The following is a 23260-nucleotide window of genomic DNA, read 5'->3' on the forward strand; positions in this document are numbered from 1 at the left end:
AACGGGGTTACCCGTTTGCCCCATTTTTGTGTCTAGTCGCGTCGTTTAGGCGTGCTGGCGTAGAACTTCTTCTTTTTTGGCTTGTCCGCAGGTGAGGGGTTGGGTGCTGCCGCACGGGGCCTGCGGGCCTCGGGGTTGCGCAGTTCCTCGACGCGCCCAGCAATTTCCTCGGCGCTAAAGCCGACCTCGGCCATGGCGTCCTCGATAGGCAGGCGGCGCACGATGTAGCAGTGGTGCACCTTCTGGTTGCGCGCGAAGTCCTCGGGGATGGTCTGCGCCGTAATGTCCTCCAGCACCACGCCCGCGCGGGCGAGCTTGCGCGTCTCGGGGCGGAAGCCGCGCAGGTTGCAGCTAAAGATGGCATGGCCGCCCTGCGCGAGCAGGCGCGATACGCCGGCCAAAAGCTCAACATGGTCGCGCTGGACATCCCAGGTGCGGCGGCCCATCTTGGACGAATTCGAGAACGTGGGCGGGTCGACAAAGATCAGGTCCCAGCGGTTGCGCGTCTGGCGCTGGTCGCGAATCCAAGCGAGTACGTCGTCGCGCACAAAATGATGCTGAGGCCCCACGAAGCCGTTCTGGCGCATGTTGCGCTCGGCCCAGTCCAGATAGGTGTTGGAGAGGTCGACCGTCACGGTCTCTTCGACGCCGCCATCTGCCGCGTAGCAGGTGGCAGTGCCGGTGTAGGCAAACAGGTTGAGGAAGCGGCGCGCCTGCTTGGCGTGCTCGCGCACCAGGTTGCGGGTGACGCGGTGGTCCAAGAAGATGCCGACGTCCAGGTAGTCGTCAAAGTTGACGACAAAGGTGAGGCCGCCCTCTTCGATGAGCGGCAGTCGACGGCGCGCGATGTTGGCGCGTTCGCCCGATCCGCCCTTGCCGGCGCCCTGCTTGCCGTACTGCGAGCCGCCGCGCGAGCGCATGCGGGCCTTGGCGTGCACGTGCTCGGCCGGGACATCTAGGATACGCGGCGCGATGGCCAGAATATCGAGCATACGGGCCTGGGCCAGTGCGGGGTCGATGGTCTTGGGCGCGGCATATTCGGCGATGACGAGCCAGCGGCCCGGCGTCTGCGGGCAACCCTCGTACAGATCGATGGCGGCGGAGTAATCGGGCAGGTCGGCATCGTAGACGCGGTAGCAGCTCACGCCCTCGCGCTTGGCCCACTTGCGACGCAGGCGGGCGTTCTTGCGCAGGCGGTTGGCGAACTGCTCGGACTCGGGGATGAGCACGGGCAACGGCTTGCCGTCGCCCAGGTCGAGCGTGGCGGCAGGTTCGGGCATGAGGGCGCCGGCGGCTTCGTCGCTGATGACGTCGTCGGCGTCCGCGGTCTCGCCCTCGGCGTTTGCGCTGGTCGCAGCCTCAAACGCTGCGGCGGCGTGGTCGAGCGAGGGCCAGACTTCGACGGTCGCCTCTTCGTTGTTGGGCATGACGGCGATGGAGCGCGCGGGCTCGGCGTGGAGCGCGCGGGCCATAAGGCCATCGCGGGTGAGCGCGGCGACCGGTGCCGAAGCGAGCTCGGGCGCGCGGCGCAGCTCGCCGACCAGCGTCATGGCGTCGTGCATGAGCGAAAGCGGTGTCTCGGTGGTGTCTGCGACCAGGGCGGCACCGGCAACGGCACCTGCGTGGTCCAGCACGGTGGCGGACTTGGCGGCACAAAAATCGACAAAGCGCTTGTAGCCGGCACATTTAACCATGCGTTCAGCAGTCTTGCGGGCGGCGGGGTCAATGTCTACGGCCACGATGCGCGCCTGCCGCTCGCGCGCTGCTGCCTCGCGCTCGCGCGCCTCGGCAAGTAGCTGCTCCCACAGGGCGGCGTCGTGCAGCTGCCAGCCCTCAAAGCCCCAGTGCTCGCGGGCGGCGCCCGGGGCGCGGTCGGTCAGAATGTTCACGGCCTCCAACAGCAGGCCGCCGCCGGCGCACGAAGCGTCGACCAGCGTGGGCAGGGCTTCGTTCTCGTAATCGTCGGCCGTCAGCTCGCGCTCGCACAGTGCAGTCCAGCCGACCTGCGCCAGCACCAGGGCGGCGTAGTCGGGGCGCAGCACGTGTGTGTCCTCGCCGGCGCGGGTCGCGGCGGGCGGCAGGCGCTTGAACAGCGGGTCGCCCGAAAGGTCCAGGCTGATGCTCGCGCGGCGCTGACGCAGCGAAAGCAGCAGGTGGACGTCGGGATCGGCGGCGTCGACATCGGCGCGACGGCCCGTGGTCTCGGCCAGACGGTCGCACAGCGCGTCCTTGGCGCGCAGGGCCGAGAAGCGCGTGTTGCGCAGCTGCTCGGTCACGCCGCGGGCGGTGATGGCGATGGTGGCGCCGGGGCGGACGATGCTCTCCCAGGCGATGTCGTAAACGCCGTCGTACAACTCATCGGCATCCTGCGCCTCAAAGCGCCCAAGCACTACAAACACGCGGCTCGCCAGGCGCGACCACAGACAGGCGCGGTAGCCCTCTTCGAGCTCGCCCTCAAACGTAGCGCGGCCCTTCAGGCGGCGGACATGCGAAAGCCCGAGGCGTTTAAGCTCATCGGCGAGTGCGGATTCAAAGCCCTCGGGGCAGCTTGCATAAAATTCCATGGGTGACCTCTCTGATTGCGTCGCTCCATTATATGATGGATGCTTCGTTTGCCATCGCCCCCGAAAGGAACCCATATGATTGATGCGTGCTCCTTGATTCCCATTTTCATTGCAACAGCCTCAGGACTTGGGGCCTCGCACAGGCTCCCGCCGCCTTACAGAACTGAAAGCTGGGCGTAGGGCAAATCCATGGCACGTGACCTGCGATTGCTCGACCATAGATGGCGTAATCGAGGCTAAGGGAAGGCATCATGCGCAAGGCAAACGAGAGCTGGTTCTGGCACGCGAACGACATGGCGGTGGCGGGCGACATGAACCCCGTGGTCCGCGTCCTGTGGGTCGCGCTCATCGTAGGCATCGGCGTCGCGACGATGGCCACGCTCTGGATCGTCACGAGGTAGCGCGCCACGAACGGATGACGAGGCACGCGGCGTATGCCACGCTGGCGGAACCCTAGCCTCGCTGCTGGACAATCTGTTCGATGAGCTTCGCGACGGAGTCCTCGGCCGCGTCCCCGATCAGGTGATGGGCCGCGGCCTTCGCCTCCGGCATCGCGCCCGCGACTGCGTAGGAGTTCGGCACCTTTTCGAGGAGCGTCACGTCGTTTTCCGAGTCTCCGATAAAAGCGACCTCGTCCAGCGTGACCCCAAGGCTGCCGAGAAGCGCGTCGAGTCCGTTTACCTTGCTCCAGCCAGCCGGGACAACATCGAGGAAGAATGGGACGGGCGAGGGGAAATCAAGCTCTGGGCAGGCTTTCTTGCATCGACTCCGAACGACTTCCGTCGGGGCGGAGCTGACGTTGACGAAGATGCCGGCGGTGATGACGTCACGGTTCGTGGGCACGTCTCCGAGCGCCATGTCTCTTCCGGAGTCCTTAACGATTTCTAGGGCGAATTCGTCGCCAGGCTCGACGGCGCAGAGGAACTGCTCGCAGCGTTTGCCTGTCTCATCGACATCGGCGACTAGCCAGAGTGACGTCCCCGCGTAGGGGCGTACGGCGCTATCGAGCTTGACGAGGGCCTCCGTCGAGAGCGTCTTTTTGAATACGAGTTCGCCGCTGGAGAAGACCTTCTTTCCGTTGGCCATGATGCCGGTCGAGAAACAGCGCGCGTCGCCGTCAAAGGCATCGGCCAGGTCGGCGTAGTCGCGGCCGCTTGCGGGGCCGAACGCGATGCCCGCATCAAGCGCCGAAAGAATTGCGCTATGCGTGCGCTCCGATACGACCCTTGAGCCAAACGGCAGCAGGGTCCCGTCCATGTCTGCGAGGATGAGCTTTATCAAGGGGTCCTCCCGTTTCGGTCTGGGCGTCGGTGCGCCGGTGTGCGTCGTCCTAGCTGTATTGCCTGTCTCCCAAGAGATTCTTCGAGATGATCCTGTTAAACTCTACCGGGTCATCCCAGCAAGAGGTCAGGAAGAGGAACAGCAGCTCGATGACGAAGTTGATTGAGCTGTGCGAGAAGGCGACCTCGGTTCCGGTGATGGCCTGATCTCGCGAGATGGCTCGGATGATATACGTGGCACGCTTCGCGAGCGGCGTATCTGGGTTGTCTGTGATCATGATGATGGGGGTGTTCGAATCCTCGGCAGAGTCGAATATGTTGACGAGGCGCTTCGAGTATCCGGACGTCGAAATGACGAGCAGGATGTCATTCTCCTTGAGGCTGGTTGCGGCGGAGACCATGGCATCGGTGGTACTGGGGCAAAACGCCCTGACTCCAACCTGTGAGAGCTTGAACGCCGCGTTTACGCCCATGCTAATCGAGTTGCCGACGCCCGCAATCAGGACGAGGTTGGCGTTGTGGAGCAGATTGACGACTGTCGAAAAGTCATCGGAGTCAATGAGCGAGGCGGTTTGGGAGAGCTCCTTGACCTTGTGAGACAGGACGTACTTAATGGAGCCCTCGACGTCGTCCAGAGTAACCTTGCCGCCCGTGGCCTTTTCCTCGCCGGAGGCCCTGCTGATGGATATGCCGAGCGCCAGACGCATGTCCGAATAGGTTCGGTAGTCAAGCGTCCTTGCGAACCTCGAAACAGACGCCGGTGACGTACCGGTTTCTGCGGCGAGTTCGCGGACGGTCATCGTTGCGACGTCCGACGGGTGGTCGAGCACATACGTTGCGATTGCCTTCTCCGAGAGGGATAGGCTGCTCATGACCGCGCAGATGTGGCTGAGCACATCTCCTGTCTTATCCATGGTTACTCCTTGGCCCTAGTTTGATTTGTATCTTAGGGCAAGAGAGGTGAAAATAAAGCAAATTGTTTCATAAGCGGTGAAATAGCGTTTCACCGCTGATTTCCTACCGTTCACGGTAAATCGGTGCTTCCCCGGCGCAATCTCATCTTGAGCTGCTATCTTATGAGCCGTGAAACAACAGCACGAAAACGATGAAACAACAGAACATTGTTCCAACGCCTCGCAACTTCGTTTCACGCTAGATGGCGAATCACCTCGAAGCCCAGACAGGCACCCGGCGAGCAAGAAGGGAGAAGCACGATGCACAACGCCAGGACAAACGCAAGCATGACTTCGCTGTTCTTCGCGAACGTCCTCTACTGGGTCTGCGCGGGCGTGTACTCGCCGTTCCTCTCCGCTCACTACACGAGCCTCGGCCTCAGCGCAGCCCAGACCGGCATCCTCCTCGCGGCGACCCCGGTGTGTGCGCTCGCCATCCAGCCGCTCTGGTCGACTATCGCCGACAAACTCGGGCGCCGCCGCGCGGTCATCGTGGCCCTCTGCCTGGCGGCGGCGGTGCTCGCTCCGCTGTATTACCTGGCGTAGACGTTCGTTCCGGTCCTTCTCGTGACCTTTGCGTTCTCGGCGTTCTTCTCGGGGCTGCTGCCCCTGAGCGACTCCCTCGTCATCGAGCTTGCGGATCGCTCTGGCCTGGACTTTTCTCGCATTCGCATGGGTGGCACTATCGGCTATGCCATCGTCGTCCTGATCGTCGGTCGGCTGCTCGACATGGCTCCTCAAATCCAGTTCGCGGTGGTCTCCGCCGCGCTGGTGGTCTTCGCGGCTCACATGTGGCGCCTCCCCGAGGCGGGAATTCGCGCCAATGCCGCGGACGATCCCAAGGTCTCCCACGGAAAGGGCCTCCTCTCGCTGTTCACCAGCAATGAGATCGCCTTCGTCTTGGTCTTCGCCTTCATCAGTTCGGCCGCGATTGGCTTCATCGGGGCGTTCTTGGGCCGCTACGCGGTCGAGCTTGGCGAGGGTCAGAACCTCGTGGGCGTCCTGAGTGCGGTCTCCGCAGCGAGCGAGATCCCCATCCTGCTCGTTTCCTCCAAGCTGGTCAGGCGCTTCGGCGAGATGAACCTCCTGATCTTTTCCTGCTTCATGGCGGCGCTCAGGCTCGTGCTCGTGGGCACCGGCATCGTCCCGGTCATGATCTGCGGCCAGCTGCTGCAGAGCGTGAGTTACATGACCGTCTACTACTCCTGCGTTACCTACATTGCCAACCACACTTACGAGGATTGTCGCGCTCGAGGTCAGAGCGCCTTCGCGATGGTCCAGAGCGGTCTGTCCGTCGTGGTTGCGAACCTGTTTGGCGGTTGGGCGTGCGACGCGCTCGGCACGCATGCGGGTTTCCTGGCCTTCGCCCTCGCTTCAACGATTGTTGCGGTCGCTGCTCTTGTGGCGTACGTGCTATGGCGTCGAAGCGCGGCGCCGCGGCCTGAGGGCCAGGCGGCCGCATAGGCTCCACCGTGCATCGCAAGCGCCTACCTCGCGTTTCGCTTCGTGTTCAACCAGCTGACGAGCTGAGAACTGTCCGATCCAATGATTATTCAGGTGAAAGGAAGACAAAGATGTCTCTCATCAAGGTCAACAAGCTTCTTCAACATGCGACCGAGCACCACTATGGCGTGCCCGCGATCAACGTCATCAACACGGAGACCATCCGTTATGCGATCCAGGCCGCCGAGGATGAGCACATGCCCATCATCATCCAGTACTGGCCCGGCTACGAGGGCCACTGCGCCCTCGACATCATCGCCTTCGCCGCCCGCTATTACGCTGAGCGCGCGAGCGTGCCCGTCGCCGTCCACCAGGATCACTCCGCTGGTTACGAGATCGCCGTCAAGGGCGTCAAGGCCGGCTTCCCTTCCGTCATGGTCGACGGTTCCTCGCTTCCCTATGAGGAGAACTTCCAGCTCACGAAGGACGTCGTCCAGGTCGCCAAGATCTTCGACGTCGACATCGAGGCTGAGCTCGGCCACGTCGGCAACGGCTCCGACGCCAACGACTTCGTGAACAGCGACCACTACACCGACCCGAACCTCGCCGAGGAGTTCGTCGAGGGCACCGGCTGCGGTTCGCTCGCCATCGCCGTTGGCAACGCCCACGGCCCCTACGTCAAGGTCCCGAACCTCGACATGGAGCGCATCAAGGCCTGCAGGGAGGCCGTCAGCGTCCCCCTCGTCATGCACGGGTGTTCCGACATCCCCGACGAGCAGCTCCAGGAGGCCGTGAACCTCGGCATGAGCAAGTTCAACATCGCCACAGAGTACTTCCGCTCCATGTACCGCGCCTTCGAGAAGGACATCAACTCCGGCAAGAACGATGGCAACGGCGTTGGCCTCCTGATGGACGCCGCCCCCGACATGCGCGCGTTCGTCGCCAGCAAGATCCAGCTTCTGAACCCCAACCACTATTCGCTCTAGGAGAGACTCGATGAAGAAGGTTCTTGTCGCGTCGCACGGCCACCTCGCAAGCGGAATCAGGAGCTCGATCGAGATTCTGACCGGCATGGCGGACATGGTGGAGGCAGTTGACTGCTACGTGGACGACTCCGATTTCACCCCTCGCATCCAGGCCTTTATTGACTCGGTGGGCCCTGAGGACGAGGCCGTCATCTTCACCGACATCTACGGTGGCTCCGTCTTCCAGAAAGTCGTCCTCATGGAGCCGGAGAAGCGCGGAATCGTCCACGTTACCGGTATGAACCTCGGCCTCGTGATCGAGACGCTCCTCGGCGCCGAGCCGGTCACGGCAGATTCGATCAAGCAGAGCGTCGAGCTGGCGAGGGCGACGATGCAGGTCGTCGAGCCTCCGAGCAAGGCCGCGGACAACGAGGAGTCCGAGGGAGACTTCTTTGATTAGAGAGTACTAACAAGTAGAGAGAGGAAGCAATGATTGTCCAGGTTCGAGTCGATGACCGTCTGATTCACGGACAGGTCGCCCTGGTGTGGACCAAGGAGCTCAACACCACCAGGATCATCGTCGCCAACAAGCACGCCGTGGAGAGCGACGCCCTTCGCATGACGCTTTCCATGGGTACGCCGGCGGGCCAGAAGCTCCTCGTCAAGGACGTTCCGGATGCCTGCCGCATCGCGAACGATCCGCGCGCGGACTCCATGCGCATCTTCGCGCTCACCAACTGCGTGCGTGACGTGCTTGAGCTCGTTAAGGGCGCGCCGGGCAAGATTGAGGGCGTGAACGTTGCCAACGTCGGCCGCTTCGACAAGTCCGATCCGGATAGCAAGGTCGCCCTCAACTCCACGATCATGCTCAACCCGGATGAGCTCGAGGCCGCGAAGGAGCTTTGCGAGCAGGGTATTCCGGTTTTCCATCAGCTTATCCCGTCCAATCCCAAGACTTCTCTCAAGAGTCTGATCGAGGCGGCGGGGAAATAAGGGGATTTGGTCAGGCGGCCAAATGAAATGAAAGAAAGGAAGTCAAATGATTGGGTTGGCATTAATGGCCTGGTTGACCGTGCTGATTTGCTACGGCGGCAACTGGGTTCTCGGTCAGTGCATGATCGAGCGTCCTCTCGTGGTAGGCCTCGTTGCGGGCCTCCTGATGGGCGACGTCAAGACCGGTGTTATCATCGGTGCCTCTCTCGAGGCGATCTTCATGGGCGCGGTTAACATCGGTGGCGCTATCTCTGCCGAGCCCGTTACCGCGACCGCCCTCGCCGTCGCCTTCACCGTTGGCGCTGGCATCGACCAGGGTGCCGCCATCACGCTGGCCGTTCCCGTTGGTGTCGTCACCGCGTTCCTCTCGATCTTCATGAACAACGTGTTCCTTGCGTTCTTCGCCGCCACCTTTGACAAGATGGCCGCCGAGGGCAACGAGAAGGGCCTCGCGCTTCAGCACTTCGTTCTCTGGTTCGTTAAGTACGCCGCCTTTGGTCTCATTGCCTTCCTCGGCGTTTACCTTGGCGCCGAGCCCGTTGCCGCCATTGTCAACCAGATTCCGGCCAATGTCATGAACGGCCTCAATGCCGTGGGCGCCCTCCTGCCTGCCGTTGGTATGGCGCTCCTGCTCCAGATGCTGTGGAGCACCGAGCTCAGCATCTACTTCTTCCTGGGCTTTACACTCTACCAGTACCTCGGCCTCCCGATGATCGCCATCGCGGTTCTCGGTGTCATCATCGCGGTTGCCTCCGCCCTCCGCGACAAGGAGATCTTCGATCTCACCAAGAAGGGCGTGGCCACCCAGGCCGTTTCCGGCGACTCTGTAACCAGCGACGAGGAGGATTTCTTCGCATGAGCAACCTGACCAAGAATGTGAGCCCTGAAGACAAGAAGATGCTCAACAGTATTTTCCTGCGCTCCTTCTCCGTGTTCGCTTCCTGCGCCGGCGGTTCCGTCAAGGCTGGCGCCGACGGCTGGCTGTACTCCGTCCAGCCCGCGCTTAACCGCTACTACGCTGATGACCCCGAGGCCCGTGCCGACGCCATGAAGCGTCACACGACTTGGTACAACATTACCCAGAACGTCGGCACGTTCGCCATGGGCCTCGTCGCCTCCATGGAGAGGGAGAACTCGCGGCACGAAGACTTCGACACCGAGTCCATCGACGGTATCAAGGTCTCCCTGATGGGCCCAATGTCCGGCATCGGCGACGCAATCTTCTGGGGCGTCTTGCGTGTTATCGCCGCCGGCATCGGTATCAACCTCGCCATGAGCGGATCGCCCCTCGGCGCGATCATGTTCCTGCTGATCTACAACATTCCGTCGATCCTCTGCCGATACTTCATGACCTACCTCGGTTTCAGCATGGGCACCAACTTCATCTCCGAGATGTACGAGGGTGGTCTCATGAAGCTCATCACCAAGGCGACCTCCACGATCGGCCTCGTGATGATCGGCGCCATGACCGCGGCGAACGTCCAATTCAACACGATCCTGTCCATTCCGGTTCAGGACTCCGATCCCGTCATGATCCAGACCTACCTCGACTCGATCTTCAAGGGCATCGTGCCCCTGGGACTTACGCTCGTCGTTCTCTGGCTCCTGCGCAAGAAGAACGTGAACGTCAACATCATCCTGGTCGGCATCATGGTTCTGGCACTCGTCCTCGGCCTCGTGGGCATCGTGTAAGGCGGTTTCCGGATCATTCGAAGCCTGTTCAAGGCAATTCCCGGCGGCACGCGATCGAGGACATTCGACGCGTGCCGCCCCATTAGAAGGAGAGAATATGCGCTACACGCACCTCAAGAACTCCGACGTCGACGTCTCCCAGCTCGCCGTGGGCACCTGGGCGATCGGCGGCGACTCCTTTGGTGAGAACGATGACGCTGCCAGCATGTCCGCCATCCGCACCATGCTCGAACACGGCGTCAATCTCATCGACACCGCGCCGTGCTATGGCAACGGCGCGTCCGAGAAGGTCGTTGGCAACGCGCTCAGGGGCGTCGACCGAGAGAGCTACCTGCTCTCGACCAAGGTTGGCCTGATCACCAGCGCCGCCGGCTATGACCGCGACTCTTCGTTCAAGAACATCATGAGGGAGGTCGAGAGTTCACTGCGCAACCTCCGCACCGACTACATCGACTTCTACTTCGTGCACTGGCCCGACGCCAAGACCCCGTTCTCCGAGACGATGTGCGCCCTCCAGCTCCTCAAGGAGCAAGGCAAGATTCGCCACATCGGCGTCTCCAACTTCACGACCGAGATGATCGAGGAGTGCGAGAAGGTCGCTCAGATCGACGTCCAGCAGCCGCCCTATTCCATGGTCGACCGCTCCTCCGAGGACCTCATCAAGTGGGGCTACGAGCGTGGCATCGACTCCTTCACCTATGGCTCCCTTGGCGCGGGCATCCTGTCGGGCAAGTTCCGCGAGCTGCCGAAGTTCGAGGAGGGCGATGTTCGCGGCGGCTTCTACGACTACTTCCAGGAGCCCAAGTTCTCGCGCGTCCAGGAGCTGCTCAAGGTCATGGACGAGATTGCCGAGGCTCATGACAAGCCCGTGGCACAGGTCGCCGTGAACTGGAGCACCCAGAAGGAGTACGTGGGCACCGCGCTCGTTGGCGTGCGCACGGACGCCCACGCGATTCAGAACTGCGAGACGTTCGAGTGGGAGCTTTCCGCCGATGAGATGGCCAAGCTTGACGCCAAGCTTGACGAGCTGAAGATAGGCTAGCCATGGGCACTGAGGAGAGGAAGTACCCCACTTCCGAGCTTGAAGTGCTTGAGCGTGGATCTAGGGAGGTCGTGGAGCCCAACGGGCTGAAGCTCCTGCTGAAGCCCGTGCCGGGAGACGAGCGCGAGCACGTGCTCGATCCGCGCGTCTACGCGCGCGCCCATGCGAAGCTCGCCGCCGGCCCGGCGCCGGCGGGGCCGGTGGACGTGATCGCGTGGCGCTCCGCTCCCAACAAGGAGACCCATGTCGTGAGGGGCTCGAACGTCGCCAAGAAGACCGTCGTCATGAACTTTGGCGACAGGGGCATTCCCCTGCACGTCTTCACGCCCGAAGGCCACGAGAGCGGCTCCGCCGCGCTCGTGTTCATCCACGGCGGCGGCTTCATGGTGGGCAACATTGGCCAGTACGAGAACTGCCTGCGCGACATCGCGGAGCGAACGGGCTGCGTCGCGATCTACCCGGAGTACCGCCTGTCTCCCGAGACGATGTTCCCCGGTGGTGTCGAGGACTGCGTGAAGACGCTCGACTGGCTTGTCGAGCATGCGGATGAGCTGGGTGTCGACGCGACGCGGGTCGCCGTGGCTGGCGACTCCGCGGGCGGAAGCCTGACCAACGCCGTCGTCCTCGACGGGTCCCATGCGGACAGGATCAAGCTCGTGGCCGAGCTGTATCCGCTCGTCGACGGCGGCCCTGTTCCGGAGGAATGGTCCTATGACCTCTATGAGATTGTGAACGACCAGAGGGCCGAGGCTCTGAGCAGGGTGGATCGCATCCGCAACGCCAACGACGACCTGCCAATGATGTATACCAACGGCAATGCGGAGGAGATGCTCGACCCGAGGGTGTCTGCCCTGTTCGCGGAGGACGTGAGCGCGTTTCCCCGCACGGTCATCATCTCTTCCGAGTATGACTACCTGCGCTATCAGGACGAGCTGTTCGCGAAGAGGCTGCAGGATGCGGGCGTTGACGTCACCGCGATTCGCTATCGCGGCTGCGACCACGGCTTCTTCGAGATGTACGGCGTGATGCCTCAGGCTGAGGACGTCTGTCGCGTCATCTCCGAGGAGCTTGCGAAGATCTAGGGGCTCGTCGCGGCGGCCTCCTGGACGAGTGAAGGTCCGGCGGGATGCTAGGTGCGTCCCGCCGGACCTTTGCGTTGACGGGCGCGTGCCGCTTGCCGGAGGGCGTGTGGGGTTCGCTTCGGCGGTGCCGGTTTGATCGGGAGATGCGTTTACCGCCGCTCTTCCAAGCGAGCCCAGCAAACAAATCGCGAGCTGAACCCCAAAGGTATCGACAAGGGCTTGGGCGTGGCGCGAGCGCTGGAGTATCTGGGCCGCACCGGCAACGCGCGCACCTTTGGCTTTGGCGATTCGGGCAACGACCTGGGCATGCTCGCTGCCGTCGAGACGGCTGTAGCCATGGGCAACGCCATGCCCGAGGTCAAAGCGGTCGCCGACTACGTGACCGACGATGTCGTCCACGACGGCACCGTCACAGCGATGCGCCACTTTGGGTTGATTTAATAAATGGCCGGGTCGCCCGCAGTGGGGGCGACCCGGCCATTTGAGCTATTTTGCAATATAGAGCTTGGGATGACTGCGACTGCTCTCGATCGCCGCCGTCATGATGCCCTCGTCGTCTCCATCAACGATGATGCCGTCGAGGTCATCGATCTGCGCGGACTGATAAAAACTGGTCTTGTTGAACTTTCCCTGGTCAACCATCATGTAGCCCTGGTTTGAGTTGGTAAGGTACATATGCTTGATCATGGCCGAGAAGTCGTGCTCGACGGTAAAACCGTGGTCGGGGTGGAATCCGTCGGCACTGACAAACGCCTTGTCGGCATGTAGTTTGCTCATGCAGTCGAGCGTCAGTGCGCCCGCGAGATAGAGGTGCCCCTTGCGCACGGAGCCGCCCAGCAGCACTACCGAAGCATTGGGGAGATTGAAGCTGGCGTAGTTCGCGATTGCAAGATCGCCGGTGATAATGGTGATCTCACGCTTGTCCATGAGGGCCTTAGCGAAGTAAAAGCCTGTGGTGCCGATATCAATTACCAGAACATCGCCATCATCAACAAGAGTTGCTGCGGTTGCGGCGATGGCCTCCTTGGCCTCGACTTGGACATTGATGCGCTCCTCGGGATACGAGATTGCGTTGGAGCGAGAAAGCGATACCGCTCCGCCGCGTACGCGACGCAGCTTGCCTTCGGATTCCAGCGAGATGAGGTCGTGCCGTGCGGTGACTTCCGAAACCGAAAAACGGCGAACGATGTCGGATACCGAGATATTTGGCTTTTCGGCCAGCCAATTCATGATAAATCGCTGACGCTCGGCCGGTGAAAGGTCTGAAGTAGATGCCATATGCCGCTCCTTTTGAACAAAAGGTAAAAGATGCGCCTTTCGTAATCGAAATATAACGTATCGATATGAAAAGAACAAGGCAAATTCGAATGAATCAAAAGAACGGAATGGCATGTCACAAATGCATGCGTAGCAGATAGTTCGCACGTAAACGGGCTATAAAGAGTCTCATTCTGAAGGTGCCGCCCAAAAGAAGTACGTTCACGCCCGATATTCGACCGTTCACGGAAAGTTGACAATTGAGCTTTCGATAGCTTTTGAAATAGTTTATAAAAGAAAACCGAAAAGCTTTTGAAACAAAGAAGAAGGCTTTCGATAGCAATAGTGTTAGATGAGAAAGGACCGAACATGGCGATCAAGGTGTTTGCCGACGGCGCTAACCTCGAGGGCATGCTTGACATGCATGACAATGGCAACGTTCAGGGCTTCACGACCAATCCTTCCCTTATGAAGGCCGGCGGCGTGACCGACTACCGCGCTTTTGCCAAGACGGTTCTTGAGCACATTACTGATGTGTCGGTCTCTTTTGAGGTATTCGCCGACGACGAGGCGGGTATGGAAGCCGAGGCTCGCGAGATTGCAACCTGGGCAGACAACGTCTACGTTAAGATCCCGGCGCTCAACACCAAGGGTGAGTCCACTGCCGCGCTGGTCAAGCGCCTTTCTGCCGACGGCATCAAGGTGAATGTCACCACTATCTTCACGCCCGAGCAGGTCGACGAGTTTGTCGATGCCGTCTCTGCCGAGACCCCCTCTATTCTGTCCATCTTTGCCGGTCGCATTGCCGATACCGGCGTCGATCCGCTGCCCCTCATGGCGGAGTCCGTAAAGAAGGCTGCCGTTAAGCCTGCTGCCGAGGTTCTCTGGGCGTCTACGCGCGAGGTCCTCAATATCTTCCAGGCGGAGTCCGTTGGCTGCCAGATCATTACGGTCCCCAATGCCCTTCTTGCCAAGCGCAAGAATTTCGGGAAAGATTTGCTTGAGTACTCGCTTGATACGGTCAAGGGCTTTGCCCGCGACATTCAGGCGCTTGGTTTTCATATCCTGCCCGAGGAGTAGGGGACGAGCATGCTGACCGATCTTCTTAAGCCCGAGCTTGTTGCCTGCCACGTCGAGGCCTCCGACTGGGAGGAAGCGATCAGGGCATGCGGTAAGTTGCTCGTAGACGCTGGCAAATGCGACCAGAGCTATGTTGACGCCATGATTTCATCGGTTCACAAATTCGGCCCCTATATGGTCTTGGAAGAGGGCATCGCCATGCCCCACGCTCAGGCAGATGGCAATGTGAGTGAAGCGGGGATCTGTATCGTCACGCTTGACCCTGCCATTGCGTTTGGACACGAGGATTTCGATCCGGTTCACGTGCTCGTGGGTATTTGCGCACCCGACCCCAAGGCTCATCTTGGCTGCTTGGCGGAGCTTTCGCAGATGTTCGAGGACGAGGACTGCGTTGCCAAGCTCAGCGCATGCGATACGCCCGAGCAGGTTTTGGAGACCATGCGTTCATTCTTTTAGGCCTTAATGGCACGGCGATGCGTCGCCGCTTTTGGATAGACGGAAAACCGTCACGTGTAGGAGAGGAAGGTTGCCATGCATATCATCACCGTATGCGGAAACGGCATCGGGTCCAGCCTGATGCTCGCTGGCAAAGTCGAGGAGCTTTGCGAGGAGGAGGGCATCAAGGCCGACGTTGAGTCTATGGACCTGAACGGTGCTTCTTCCGCAAATCCGGATCTGTTCATCACCGTTAAGGAACTTGCCCCCGAGCTCCACGGCAACGTTGTGATCGTTCGCAGCTATGTGAACAAGAAGAAGATCCGCGAAGACGCCCTCGAGGCAATCAAGGCGGCCGCCGCTAACGCCTAAAGCGGCACAAAAAAGGGCGGTTCCCTGTGGAAGAGGGAAACGCGCCCACGTTAGAGAGAAAGGAAGCGCAGATGCAAGCCATCCTTCCCATACTTGAGTTTATCCAATCGATTCTGACCAAGCCAGCGTGGATTATGGGTCTATTTGCCTTTGTGGGCCTTGTCGCGCTTAAGCGTCCTGCCCACAAGGTGATGACGGGCACTCTGAAGCCCATTCTTGGTTACATCATGCTGTCCGCCGGCGCCGCTGTTGTTCAGGAGAACCTTGCTCCGCTGGGTACCTTCATCGAGACCGGTTTCCACATCACCGGCGTCGTGCCCAACAACGAGGTCGTTGTTTCGATGGCTCAGAGCGTCCTCGGCGTTCAGACCATGATGATCCTGATTCTCGGCTATGTCGTGAACATTATCATTGCCCGCTTTACCAAGTTTAAGTACATCTTCCTGACGGGCCATCACAGCATGTTTATGGCCTGCCTGCTGTCTGCCGTTCTGCAGGCATCTGGCTTCCAGGATGTCCAGCTTGTCATCGTGGGCGGCATGTTCCTGGGCCTCGTGAGCGCTATGCTTCCCGCCGTTGGTCAGCGTTTCACCGAGAAGGTTACCGATGGCGATGAAATCGCCATGGGCCACTTCGGTTCACTCGCCTATTACATCTCCGCTGCAGTCGGTACGCTTTTTGCTAAGGACGCCGAGGAGAACAGCACCGAGAAGATCGAGGTTCCCGAGAAGTTCGCCTTCCTGCGCGACACTACCATCTCCACGGCTCTTACCATGGCCTTCTTCTACCTGGTTACCGCTTTCGCCGCTTACATCGCAGATCCTGCGGTCGTTACCAAGACCGCTGGCGGCGACAACGTGATTGTCTATGCCCTGACCTGTGCCCTGTCCTTTGCCGTTGGTGTCACCATCGTCTATAACGGCGTTCGTATGATCCTTGCCGACCTGGTCCCGGCTTTCCAGGGCATCTCCAACAAGCTGATCCCCGGTGCCATCCCCGCCGTCGACTGCGCTGTCTTCTTCCCCTATGCTCCCACCGCCGTCATCCTCGGCTTTGTCGCTTCCTTTATCGGTGGCGTGGTCGGTATGTTCATCGTGGGCGCTACCCTGGGCATCTTCATCATCCCGGGCATGGTTCCCCACTTCTTCTGCGGTGCTACCGCGGGCATCTACGGCAATGCTACCGGCGGTCGCAAGGGCGCAGCTCTTGGCGCTTTCGTCAACGGCCTGCTCATCACCTTCGCCCCGGCCCTGCTCCTGCCCGTTCTTGACGTCTTTGGCTTCAAGAACACTACGTTCGGCGACTTCGATTTCTCCGTCATTGGTATTACGCTTGGCCGCGCTGCCGAGGCCTTCGGTACCACCGGTGTCTACGCGATTCTTGCTGTCCTTCTGATCGTCGCCTTCGTCCCCAACTTCATCCACACCAAGGGTGCTGTGATTAACCACGTTGAGGAAGAGTAATCCAGGCATACGTTAAGCCCTAATCGGGCGGAGCTCCGATAACCGGCTCCTACACGGAAGCGGTGGCGTCTCAAATGAGGCGTCACCGCTTTTGTTTTGGAGTGGTTGTGAAAACGTACCGGTGAAGCGCTGTCTCTGCGCCGCGAACGGAATCAACCGCGATGATCAGCAAAAACGTTTTGCCGCTGGGGTGTCGATATAAAAATGGTAAAACTGCAAAACCGTTCGCCGAGAAGATAAAAACCCGCAGTTCACGCCTTGATAAACGTAGGTAAAGTGTTTAGCAGTTTATCGGCCGTATGCTAACGAAAGGAATCAGGCAGATGGCAATCAAGGTGTTCGCTGACGGTGCAAATCTCGAGGGCATGCTCGACATGTACGAGAACGGCAACGTTCAGGGTTTCACGACCAACCCGTCCCTTATGAAGAAGGGCGGCGTGACGGATTACCGCGCGTTTGCCAAAGAGGTCTTGACCCACATCACCGATGTATCCGTGTCGTTTGAGGTCTTTGCCGACGACGTCGAGACCATGGAGGTCGAGGCGCGCGAGATCGCTACCTGGGCCGAGAACGTCTATGTCAAGATTCCGTGCGTGACTACCAAGGGCGAGTCCACCGCCGAGCTGGTCCGCAAGCTTTCGGCCGACGGCATCAAGGTCAACGTCACCACCATCTTTACGCCTGCGCAGGTCGACGAGATGGTCGAGGCCGTTGACGCCGAGACGCCGTCAATCATCTCGCTCTTTGCCGGCCGCATCGCCGACACCGGCGTCGACCCCATTCCGTTTATGACGGAGTCGGTCAAGAAGGCCGCCGCCAAGCCCAACTGCGAGGTCCTGTGGGCGTCCACGCGTGAGCTTATCAATATTTACCAGGCGGAAGGATGCGGTTGCCAGATCATCACGGTGCCCAACAGCATCCTGGCCAAGCGTAAGAACATCGGCCGTGACCCGTACGAGGTCTCGCTCGATACCGTGCGCGGTTTTGCCAAGGATATCGCCTCGCTCGGTTTCCATATCCTGCCGTAAGTAAGGGTACCCCATCTCGCGACGTGCAAAATCGCGAATATTCAGCATGGTAAAGACTTTTACCAACTTTTATCAGCTTTTACCACTTGGTTGAAGCACGGAACGGCCCCCGTTTTGGCTCTAAAAACGCCAAAACGGGGGCCGTTTTTGCTTTTATGGCTCTCCGAGGCGCCGCGGCGCTATCGGGAGACACTGAATATTCGCGATTTTGCACGTCGCGAGGGGGGTACGATGGCGCGCATTTTTGTGGTGTAAGAGGGAGGGCTGTGTCAGCGCCCCTGCGCCTAAGGCTATTCTGCCATGCCGTGGCGGTCAAGGACCTTCCTTATGGCCTCGTGCGCGGCCAGCCTGACCGCCCCGAGCCTTTCGCCCTCGAGCGGCTCTGGGTGCCGGCGCGGTCTTCGAGGTCGTGAACGCGTCCGCGAACCCCGTGCTCGTGGGCGGGGAGGAGGTCTCGCCCGGGGAGGTCGCGCTCACGCTCGAGACCGGGGGAGGGGCCGCGGAGTCCGCGCCCGACGCACTGCCCTACGGCGACTACCTCGTGCGTGAGGTGGAGGCGCCGGAGGGCTACCTCGGCACCGACGCCGAGGTCCCGTTCTCCATCGAGGAGGACGGCGAGGTCGTCGAGCTCACCGGGGAGCGCGCGGTGGCCAACCAGGTCAGGCGCGGCGAGCTCGAGCTCGTGAAGGTCTCCGACGGCGACCTCTCCCGCATGGCGGGCGTGCCGTTCCGCATCACCAGCGCGACCACCGGCGAGTCCCACGTCGTCGTGACCGACGCCAACGGGTACGCGAGCACCGCGGCCTCGTGGAACCCGCACACCGCCTCGACCAACGCCAGCGACCAGGCGGCCGAGGGCTCCTGGGACGCCTCGGCCGGCGTGTGGTTCGGAGCGTCGGGGCCCGACGACTCCAAGGGGGCGCTGCCCTACGACACCTACGAGATCGAGGAGCTCCCCTGCGGGGCCAACGAGGGCAAGGAGCTCCTCGGCCCCATCGAGGTGCGCGTCTACCGAGACGCCGTGACGGTCGACCTCGGCACGTTCACGAACGACGACCTGCCCTGCACCGTGGTCTCGAAGAAGTCCGTCACCGGGGAGGGCGAGCTGCCCGGGGCGACGCTGCGCGTCTACGACGCGGACGGCGAGCTTGTGGAGGAGTGGGTCTCCGGCGAGGAGCCCCACGAGCTCACGCTGCTCCCGGGCACCTACACGCTCCACGAGGAGCTCGCGCCCGAGGGCTACCTCGTCGCCTCCGACGTTAGATTCGAGGTCGTCGAGGGCGTCCCCGTGACGCGGGTCGAGATGGTCGACGACTGCACCAGGGTGGACGCGGAGAAGGTCGACGCGGCCACGGGCGAGCCCCTCGCGGGCGCGACCATGCAGGTCGTGGACGCCGATGGCGCGGTCGTGGAGGAGTGGGTCTCCGACGGGAAGCCGCACCGCATCGAGGCGCTCGCCCCGGGCGAGTACCTCCTCCGCGAGGCCGAGGCGCCCGAGGGCTACGAGCTGGCCGAGGACGCCCCCTTCACCGTGGAGGAGACGGCTGACGTTCAAGTCGTGACGATGGCGGACGAGGCCCTGCCGGGGACCGCCCCGGGGACGACGCCCGGCGGCCTGCCCCAGACGGGCGACTGGTCCTGGCTCGTCCCCGCGGCTTGCGCCGCGGGCGCGGCCGCGTGCGTGGGCGGGGCGATCGCGCTCGGCTCCCGCCGCCGTGCCAAGGCGGGCCCGGCCGCTCCTGGGCCCCATCGCCCGGGAGCCCATGTGAGGGGAGGGAAGCGATGGAGACCGTGATCGCCTGCGCCATCACCGCGGTCGTCTCCTCGACGGTCACGCTCGTCGCCTACGCGTGCTGCGTGGCGGCGGGCAACGCGGACCGTAGGGAGGAAGGAAGCGAGTAGACCGCGACCGTGACAGTTTGTCATGGCAGGGAGCCCCGCCGAGGAGGAGTGCCTCGACGGGGCTCCATCTATTCCATGGCGTACGCGGCGCCGTGGGGATTGTCGGTTGGCGCCGAACGCCCGCCACAAACGGGAGGATGGCCACTGCGGCGGCCGATGCCGTGGATACGGCAAGTCGGGTCGTCTAACTCACAAAGAGGCCGCCCTGGGACACCCCGTAGGCCACCACCAGCGCGAAGAGCGCCAGGACGACGCAGCCGACGACCACGAACGCCCGCCATGCCCGGGATATGGCCTCCTTGCCCCGCTCGACGTCGGAGTAGATCGACGAGATCTGCTTCTCGGACTCGTTGAGGGCGCGCACGTCGCCCACGTCGACGCCCCTCACGAGCTCGTCGAGGCTCATCTCGTAGTAGTCGGACAGCAGGACGAGCCTCTGGAAGTCGGGGTAGGACTGGGCGAGCTCCCACTTCGACACCGTCTGCCTCGAGACGCCGAGCTCGTATCCGAGCTGCTCCTGCGAGAGCCCCCGCTTCCTCCGAAGATCGATGAGTCGCTCGTTAAAGTTCATGGCCGTTCCTTTCTTTCGGCGGTCGCGTTGCGCCATTCCGGCGCACAACCGAATGGAACCGCGAACCGGGTTCGAGTGCCACCAATGAGGGTTGGCAATTTGTCAACCTGGGACGGCACCGGGCGACCGCCGGCTCGGGCGTCTCCTTCGGAGTACGGCAGACGGCCCTCAACTCCTCTCCGCGTGCTCCGGGGATACGATGAGCCCGACCGTGCGCAGCTTCCTACCCGGGGCGGGCCCGTTGCCCTGGAGGGGGTAGAGCGTCTCGGCTACCTTGCGCGCTGCCTCTTCGATTTCCTCGTCAGTCGCATAAACATGCGAGAGCGTGAATCCAGACCCGCTCCCGGCGGGGTCGGCTCCGGGTTGGGAGCAGAAGTCGCGGAACAGGGTCGCGAACGTCAGGAGGTACCGGGCGAACGCCTGCATATATGCGGCGCCGGAGTTCCTCCCGAGCAGCGCCTCCGGGTCGTCGGGCTCGAAGGCGAGCGCGTAGGTGCGCTCGACGGTGCCGCGCACGGGCCGCTCGCCGGCCACTTCAAGGATCCCGTCCTCCACGAGCCGGCCGAGGTTGCGGTAGAGGGTCGTCCGAGGTATCTCCGGGCACCGCTCGGAGACATCCCCGGCGGTCGCCCTGCCGCGCCTCGTGACCTCCATGATGATGCGCCCCTTGACGGGGCTCGTCACCGCCTCCATGACGCGCGCGATGCGCTCCTTGTCCTCCATCTGCTCCTCCGTTCCCGCAACTGCCGGTTTCCGGGAATATTCCCCGGCCGAGATTCTGGCGCCCTCCCTCCGTCGTTCGGAATTATATTCCCATTGTGGGAACAAACCAACGGAAAGGAAGGCTTGATGGAAGACCTCCTTCGTATCCTCGGGGGCTCGCTGCCCCTCCTCGCCCCGTTGCTCCTGCTCGACCTCGCCCTGGCCGTCGCCGCGGTGAGGAGCATCCTGCGGAGGGACCGCTTCCGCTTCGGGTCCAGGGGCGTGTGGCTTGTGGTCTCGATCGTGGTGCTGCTGTTCGGTCCCGTGCTCTACTTCCTGCTGGGGAGGGACGACTCGTGAGCGCCCTCGAGATGCGCGGCGTGCGCGTCGCCTTCTCCGGCAGGCCCGTCCTCGACGGCGTCGACCTCGAGGTGCCGGAGGGCGGTGTGTTCGGCTTCATCGGCCGCAACGGCGCGGGCAAGACAACGACCATGAAGGTCGCCCTCGGGCTGCTGCGTCCCGACGCTGGCGAGGCCCGCGTGCTGGGCGAGCGCGTGCGCTTCGGCGACTCGCGCACCAACCGGGAGGTGGGCTACCTCCCCGACGTGCCGGAGTTCTACGGGCACATGACCGCGGAGCGGTACCTGGCCCTCTGCGGCGAGGTGGCGGGGATGGGTCGCGCCGAGACCCGTTCGCGCGCCGCCGAGCTGCTCGACCTCGTGGGGCTCGCGTCCGCCCGCGGGAGGGTCTCGGGGTTCTCGCGGGGCATGCGGCAGCGCCTCGGCATCGCGCAGGCCCTGCTCTCGCGCCCGCGGCTCGTCATATGCGACGAGCCGACGAGCGCGCTCGACCCCGTAGGGCGCAGGGAGGTGCTGGACCTGCTCGCCGAGATCGGCCGCGGGGCGACCGTGCTGTTCTCCACCCACGTCCTCTCCGACGTCGAGCGCGTGTGCGACCGGGTGGCGATCCTCCACGGCGGGAGGGTCGCGATGGCCGGGGCCCTCGCCGACCTCAGGGGCGCCCGCGGCGGCAACCGCGTGCGCGTGGAGGTGGCGGGCGCCGCCGACCTCGATGCCCTCCTCGCGCGGCCGGAGCTCGTGCCGTTCGCGGCCGGCGCGGAGCGCGACGGGCTCTCCTGCACGCTGCGCGCCGCCGACGGGAGGGCGCTCATGGGGGCGCGCCTCGAGGCGCTGCGGGCGGCGGGCGTGTGCCCGGTCTCGGTCGGCGCTGTGGAGCCGACGCTGGAGGACCTGTTCTGCGAGGAGGAGATATGAGGGGGTACCTGGCGTTCCTCAGGAAGGAGCTCGGCGAGGCCGTCGCCGGGCGGAGGCTCGCGGTGATGGCGGCGCTGTTCTGCGGCCTCGGCATGGCGAGCCCGTTCCTCACGCGCTACACGTCCGAGATCCTCGCCGCCCTCGGGAGCGGCGTATCGGCGTCCGCGCCGCGTACCGCGGCCGACGCCTGGGGCGCCTTCTTCAACAACGCCTCCGGCCTGGGACTGAGCATCACCCTCATCCTGTGGGCGGGGGTCGTCTCGCAGGAGGTGTCGCGGGGGACGCTGCTGCTCATGGTGACCAGGGGCCTCCCGCGCCCCGCGGTGGTCATGGCCAAGTGGACCTCCGCGGTCGCGTGCTTCACCGCCTGCTGGTGGCCGGGCTGCGCGTTGGCCTCCTTCTACATCGGGACGCTGTGGCCGGGGGAGGCTGTGCCCGGCGCCCTCGCGGCGGCCGGCGCGGCGTGGGTCGCCGGCGTCATGTGCCTCGGCGTCCTCGTGCTGGGCTCGTGCCTCTTCCGCCAGCCCTTCGCCGCGGTGGTCCTCGCCGGGGCGGTCGTCGCCGCGCTCTCGCTCGCGTCCGCGGCGGGCCCGCTCGCGCCGCTGAGCCCGGCCCGGCTCCTCTCCGGGGCAGCGATCGCGGCGGGGGAGGTGAGTGCCGGCTCGCTCGTACCTCCGCTCGTCGCGGCCACCGCGGTCTGCGCGGCGGCGCTGGCCGGCGCGGTTGCCGCGTTCTCCCGCAGGAGGCTGTGAGGCATGGCGGGGCCGCCCAACCGATCAATCCCCGCGGACGGCCCCGCCGCCCTTTCTGATGAGGCTCTAATCCCGAAGCGCAGGCGTCCCCGCGGGTCTTCCGCGAGGGCGCGATGCCCGCGTGAGGGGAGGGAAGCGATGGATACCGTGATCGCCTGTGCCTTCACCGCGGTCCCCTCCTCGACGACCGCGCTCGTCGCCTACGCGTGTTGTGTGGCGGCGGGCAGCTCGGACCGGAGGGAGGAGGGAATCGAGTAGTCCGCTGCCATGACAGGAGGTCATGGCGGGGAGCCCCGCCGAGGCGAAATCGTCTCGACGGGGCTCCTTCTGTGTCACGGCGGGCCGTGCTCGTGGGGATTGGTCGGTTGGGCCTCGGCCCGCATGAGACCGATATGAGGCAAGCAAGTTTT

At 62.9% G+C, this 23260-nt stretch carries 24 protein-coding genes and 1 pseudogene; 19 read left to right on the plus strand and 6 right to left on the minus strand.

What is annotated here, in order from left to right; genetic code table 11:
- Window positions 1-32: 32 nt before the first annotated feature.
- Window positions 33-2564 (minus strand): bifunctional 23S rRNA (guanine(2069)-N(7))-methyltransferase RlmK/23S rRNA (guanine(2445)-N(2))-methyltransferase RlmL, encoded by a 2532-nt coding sequence (gene rlmKL / locus I1969_RS07910; RefSeq protein WP_195234390.1) that lies wholly within the window; start codon window positions 2562-2564, stop codon window positions 33-35.
- A gap of 251 nt (window positions 2565-2815) precedes the next feature.
- Here rlmKL and I1969_RS07915 point away from each other — a divergent pair, with 251 nt between their 5' ends.
- Entirely contained in the window at window positions 2816-2965 is a 150-nt protein-coding gene (locus I1969_RS07915; protein WP_158551175.1) for a hypothetical protein, read from the plus strand.
- A gap of 52 nt (window positions 2966-3017) precedes the next feature.
- Here I1969_RS07915 and I1969_RS07920 read toward each other — a convergent pair whose 3' ends face one another.
- A complete protein-coding gene (locus I1969_RS07920; RefSeq protein ID WP_195234392.1) occupies window positions 3018-3845 on the minus strand; it encodes an HAD hydrolase family protein in 828 nt (275 codons plus the stop codon).
- Window positions 3846-3894: 49 nt separating this feature from the next.
- On the minus strand, window positions 3895-4758 hold the full coding sequence (locus I1969_RS07925) for a MurR/RpiR family transcriptional regulator (protein WP_195234394.1): 864 nt from the start codon (window positions 4756-4758) through the stop codon (window positions 3895-3897).
- A gap of 327 nt (window positions 4759-5085) precedes the next feature.
- On the opposite strand from I1969_RS07925, the pseudogene I1969_RS07935 reads away from it, so the two are divergent.
- The 9 genes and pseudogenes from I1969_RS07935 to I1969_RS07975 all read left to right on the plus strand — a co-directional run bounded on the left by I1969_RS07935 (window position 5086) and on the right by I1969_RS07975 (window position 12455).
- Window positions 5086-6261: pseudogene (locus tag I1969_RS07935) on the plus strand (MFS transporter).
- A 110-nt stretch (window positions 6262-6371) separates the two neighbouring features.
- Window positions 6372-7226, plus strand: coding sequence for a class II fructose-bisphosphate aldolase (locus I1969_RS07940; RefSeq protein ID WP_152078700.1), 855 nt, complete (start codon window positions 6372-6374; stop codon window positions 7224-7226).
- 10 nt (window positions 7227-7236) lie between these two features.
- Window positions 7237-7665, plus strand: a complete 429-nt coding sequence (locus tag I1969_RS07945) for a PTS sugar transporter subunit IIA (RefSeq protein ID WP_152078699.1) — start codon at window positions 7237-7239, stop codon at window positions 7663-7665.
- A gap of 29 nt (window positions 7666-7694) precedes the next feature.
- Window positions 7695-8198, plus strand: a complete 504-nt coding sequence (locus tag I1969_RS07950; protein WP_152078698.1) for a PTS system mannose/fructose/N-acetylgalactosamine-transporter subunit IIB — start codon at window positions 7695-7697, stop codon at window positions 8196-8198.
- A 46-nt stretch (window positions 8199-8244) separates the two neighbouring features.
- Window positions 8245-9057: a PTS mannose/fructose/sorbose/N-acetylgalactosamine transporter subunit IIC gene (locus I1969_RS07955; protein ID WP_152078697.1), complete on the plus strand. Its 813-nt coding sequence runs from the start codon at window positions 8245-8247 to the stop codon at window positions 9055-9057.
- Window positions 9054-9890 carry a PTS system mannose/fructose/sorbose family transporter subunit IID gene (locus I1969_RS07960; protein ID WP_117797608.1) on the plus strand — a complete coding sequence of 279 codons (837 nt, stop codon included), beginning with the start codon at window positions 9054-9056 and terminating at the stop codon, window positions 9888-9890. Before I1969_RS07955 ends, I1969_RS07960 begins: the two co-directional genes overlap by 4 nt.
- Before the next feature lie 97 nt (window positions 9891-9987).
- Window positions 9988-10932 carry an aldo/keto reductase gene (locus I1969_RS07965; RefSeq protein WP_152078696.1) on the plus strand — a complete coding sequence of 315 codons (945 nt, stop codon included), beginning with the start codon at window positions 9988-9990 and terminating at the stop codon, window positions 10930-10932.
- A gap of 2 nt (window positions 10933-10934) precedes the next feature.
- Window positions 10935-12014, plus strand: coding sequence for an alpha/beta hydrolase (locus I1969_RS07970; protein WP_195234400.1), 1080 nt, complete (start codon window positions 10935-10937; stop codon window positions 12012-12014).
- Between the two features lie 132 nt (window positions 12015-12146).
- Window positions 12147-12455, plus strand: coding sequence for an HAD family hydrolase (locus I1969_RS07975; protein WP_195234402.1), 309 nt, complete (start codon window positions 12147-12149; stop codon window positions 12453-12455).
- Between the two features lie 45 nt (window positions 12456-12500).
- Here I1969_RS07975 and I1969_RS07980 read toward each other — a convergent pair whose 3' ends face one another.
- Window positions 12501-13292 carry a DeoR/GlpR family DNA-binding transcription regulator gene (locus I1969_RS07980; RefSeq protein WP_158548938.1) on the minus strand — a complete coding sequence of 264 codons (792 nt, stop codon included), beginning with the start codon at window positions 13290-13292 and terminating at the stop codon, window positions 12501-12503.
- A 348-nt stretch (window positions 13293-13640) separates the two neighbouring features.
- On the opposite strand from I1969_RS07980, the gene I1969_RS07985 reads away from it, so the two are divergent.
- The 6 genes from I1969_RS07985 (at window position 13641) to I1969_RS08010 (ending at window position 19444) form a co-directional block, all read left to right on the plus strand.
- Window positions 13641-14351 (plus strand): transaldolase, encoded by a 711-nt coding sequence (locus tag I1969_RS07985; protein WP_117564350.1) that lies wholly within the window; start codon window positions 13641-13643, stop codon window positions 14349-14351.
- Window positions 14352-14360: 9 nt separating this feature from the next.
- A complete protein-coding gene (locus I1969_RS07990) occupies window positions 14361-14807 on the plus strand; it encodes a PTS sugar transporter subunit IIA (protein ID WP_089573145.1) in 447 nt (148 codons plus the stop codon).
- 75 nt (window positions 14808-14882) lie between these two features.
- Entirely contained in the window at window positions 14883-15158 is a 276-nt protein-coding gene (locus I1969_RS07995) for a PTS sugar transporter subunit IIB (protein ID WP_022094539.1), read from the plus strand.
- Window positions 15159-15229: 71 nt separating this feature from the next.
- On the plus strand, window positions 15230-16621 hold the full coding sequence (locus tag I1969_RS08000; protein ID WP_117635569.1) for a PTS ascorbate transporter subunit IIC: 1392 nt from the start codon (window positions 15230-15232) through the stop codon (window positions 16619-16621).
- 323 nt (window positions 16622-16944) lie between these two features.
- Window positions 16945-17649 (plus strand): transaldolase, encoded by a 705-nt coding sequence (locus tag I1969_RS08005; protein WP_199586016.1) that lies wholly within the window; start codon window positions 16945-16947, stop codon window positions 17647-17649.
- Window positions 17650-18031: 382 nt separating this feature from the next.
- The gene (locus I1969_RS08010) at window positions 18032-19444 is read left to right on the plus strand and encodes an MSCRAMM family protein (RefSeq protein WP_229028345.1); all 1413 of its coding nucleotides are present in this window, start codon (window positions 18032-18034) and stop codon (window positions 19442-19444) included.
- A gap of 291 nt (window positions 19445-19735) precedes the next feature.
- On the opposite strand, the gene I1969_RS08015 is transcribed toward I1969_RS08010, so the two are convergent.
- Both I1969_RS08015 and I1969_RS08020 read right to left on the minus strand, forming a co-directional pair.
- Window positions 19736-20122, minus strand: a complete 387-nt coding sequence (locus tag I1969_RS08015) for a helix-turn-helix domain-containing protein (protein WP_195234408.1) — start codon at window positions 20120-20122, stop codon at window positions 19736-19738.
- A 168-nt stretch (window positions 20123-20290) separates the two neighbouring features.
- Window positions 20291-20845, minus strand: coding sequence for a helix-turn-helix domain-containing protein (locus I1969_RS08020; protein ID WP_195234410.1), 555 nt, complete (start codon window positions 20843-20845; stop codon window positions 20291-20293).
- 126 nt (window positions 20846-20971) lie between these two features.
- Between I1969_RS08020 and I1969_RS08025 the strand changes: the two genes are divergently transcribed.
- From I1969_RS08025 to I1969_RS08035, 3 genes are read left to right on the plus strand one after another with little or no spacing between them, the layout of a single operon-like run.
- Window positions 20972-21184, plus strand: a complete 213-nt coding sequence (locus I1969_RS08025) for a PLDc N-terminal domain-containing protein (RefSeq protein ID WP_195234412.1) — start codon at window positions 20972-20974, stop codon at window positions 21182-21184.
- Window positions 21181-22098, plus strand: a complete 918-nt coding sequence (locus I1969_RS08030; RefSeq protein WP_271748058.1) for an ABC transporter ATP-binding protein — start codon at window positions 21181-21183, stop codon at window positions 22096-22098. The genes I1969_RS08025 and I1969_RS08030 overlap by 4 nt, the downstream gene beginning before the upstream one ends.
- Entirely contained in the window at window positions 22095-22850 is a 756-nt protein-coding gene (locus tag I1969_RS08035) for a hypothetical protein (protein WP_195234414.1), read from the plus strand. Before I1969_RS08030 ends, I1969_RS08035 begins: the two co-directional genes overlap by 4 nt.
- The last annotated feature ends 410 nt before the right edge of the window (window positions 22851-23260 follow it).

It is taken from the genome of Collinsella aerofaciens (genome assembly GCF_015548375.1).
GTDB classification, from domain to species: Bacteria; Actinomycetota; Coriobacteriia; order Coriobacteriales; family Coriobacteriaceae; genus Collinsella; species Collinsella aerofaciens_AB.

Excerpts from the sequence above, each read along its gene's own strand:
- I1969_RS07980 (WP_158548938.1), bottom strand. The coding sequence starts at position 13,292 with ATGGCATCTACTTCAGACCTTTCACCGGCCGAGCGTCAGCGATTTATC.
- I1969_RS07915 (WP_158551175.1), top strand. The coding sequence starts at position 2,816 with ATGCGCAAGGCAAACGAGAGCTGGTTCTGGCACGCGAACGACATGGCG.
- I1969_RS07965 (WP_152078696.1), top strand. The coding sequence starts at position 9,988 with ATGCGCTACACGCACCTCAAGAACTCCGACGTCGACGTCTCCCAGCTC.
- I1969_RS08025 (WP_195234412.1), top strand. The coding sequence starts at position 20,972 with ATGGAAGACCTCCTTCGTATCCTCGGGGGCTCGCTGCCCCTCCTCGCC.
- I1969_RS07990 (WP_089573145.1), top strand. The coding sequence starts at position 14,361 with ATGCTGACCGATCTTCTTAAGCCCGAGCTTGTTGCCTGCCACGTCGAG.
- I1969_RS08015 (WP_195234408.1), bottom strand. The coding sequence starts at position 20,122 with ATGAACTTTAACGAGCGACTCATCGATCTTCGGAGGAAGCGGGGGCTC.
- I1969_RS07985 (WP_117564350.1), top strand. The coding sequence starts at position 13,641 with ATGGCGATCAAGGTGTTTGCCGACGGCGCTAACCTCGAGGGCATGCTT.
- I1969_RS07945 (WP_152078699.1), top strand. The coding sequence starts at position 7,237 with ATGAAGAAGGTTCTTGTCGCGTCGCACGGCCACCTCGCAAGCGGAATC.
- I1969_RS07960 (WP_117797608.1), top strand. The coding sequence starts at position 9,054 with ATGAGCAACCTGACCAAGAATGTGAGCCCTGAAGACAAGAAGATGCTC.
- rlmKL (WP_195234390.1), bottom strand. The coding sequence starts at position 2,564 with ATGGAATTTTATGCAAGCTGCCCCGAGGGCTTTGAATCCGCACTCGCC.
- I1969_RS08020 (WP_195234410.1), bottom strand. The coding sequence starts at position 20,845 with ATGGAGGACAAGGAGCGCATCGCGCGCGTCATGGAGGCGGTGACGAGC.
- I1969_RS08035 (WP_195234414.1), top strand. The coding sequence starts at position 22,095 with ATGAGGGGGTACCTGGCGTTCCTCAGGAAGGAGCTCGGCGAGGCCGTC.
- I1969_RS08005 (WP_199586016.1), top strand. The coding sequence starts at position 16,945 with ATGGCAATCAAGGTGTTCGCTGACGGTGCAAATCTCGAGGGCATGCTC.
- I1969_RS07955 (WP_152078697.1), top strand. The coding sequence starts at position 8,245 with ATGATTGGGTTGGCATTAATGGCCTGGTTGACCGTGCTGATTTGCTAC.
- I1969_RS07995 (WP_022094539.1), top strand. The coding sequence starts at position 14,883 with ATGCATATCATCACCGTATGCGGAAACGGCATCGGGTCCAGCCTGATG.
- I1969_RS08000 (WP_117635569.1), top strand. The coding sequence starts at position 15,230 with ATGCAAGCCATCCTTCCCATACTTGAGTTTATCCAATCGATTCTGACC.
- I1969_RS07970 (WP_195234400.1), top strand. The coding sequence starts at position 10,935 with ATGGGCACTGAGGAGAGGAAGTACCCCACTTCCGAGCTTGAAGTGCTT.
- I1969_RS07940 (WP_152078700.1), top strand. The coding sequence starts at position 6,372 with ATGTCTCTCATCAAGGTCAACAAGCTTCTTCAACATGCGACCGAGCAC.
- I1969_RS07925 (WP_195234394.1), bottom strand. The coding sequence starts at position 4,758 with ATGGATAAGACAGGAGATGTGCTCAGCCACATCTGCGCGGTCATGAGC.
- I1969_RS07950 (WP_152078698.1), top strand. The coding sequence starts at position 7,695 with ATGATTGTCCAGGTTCGAGTCGATGACCGTCTGATTCACGGACAGGTC.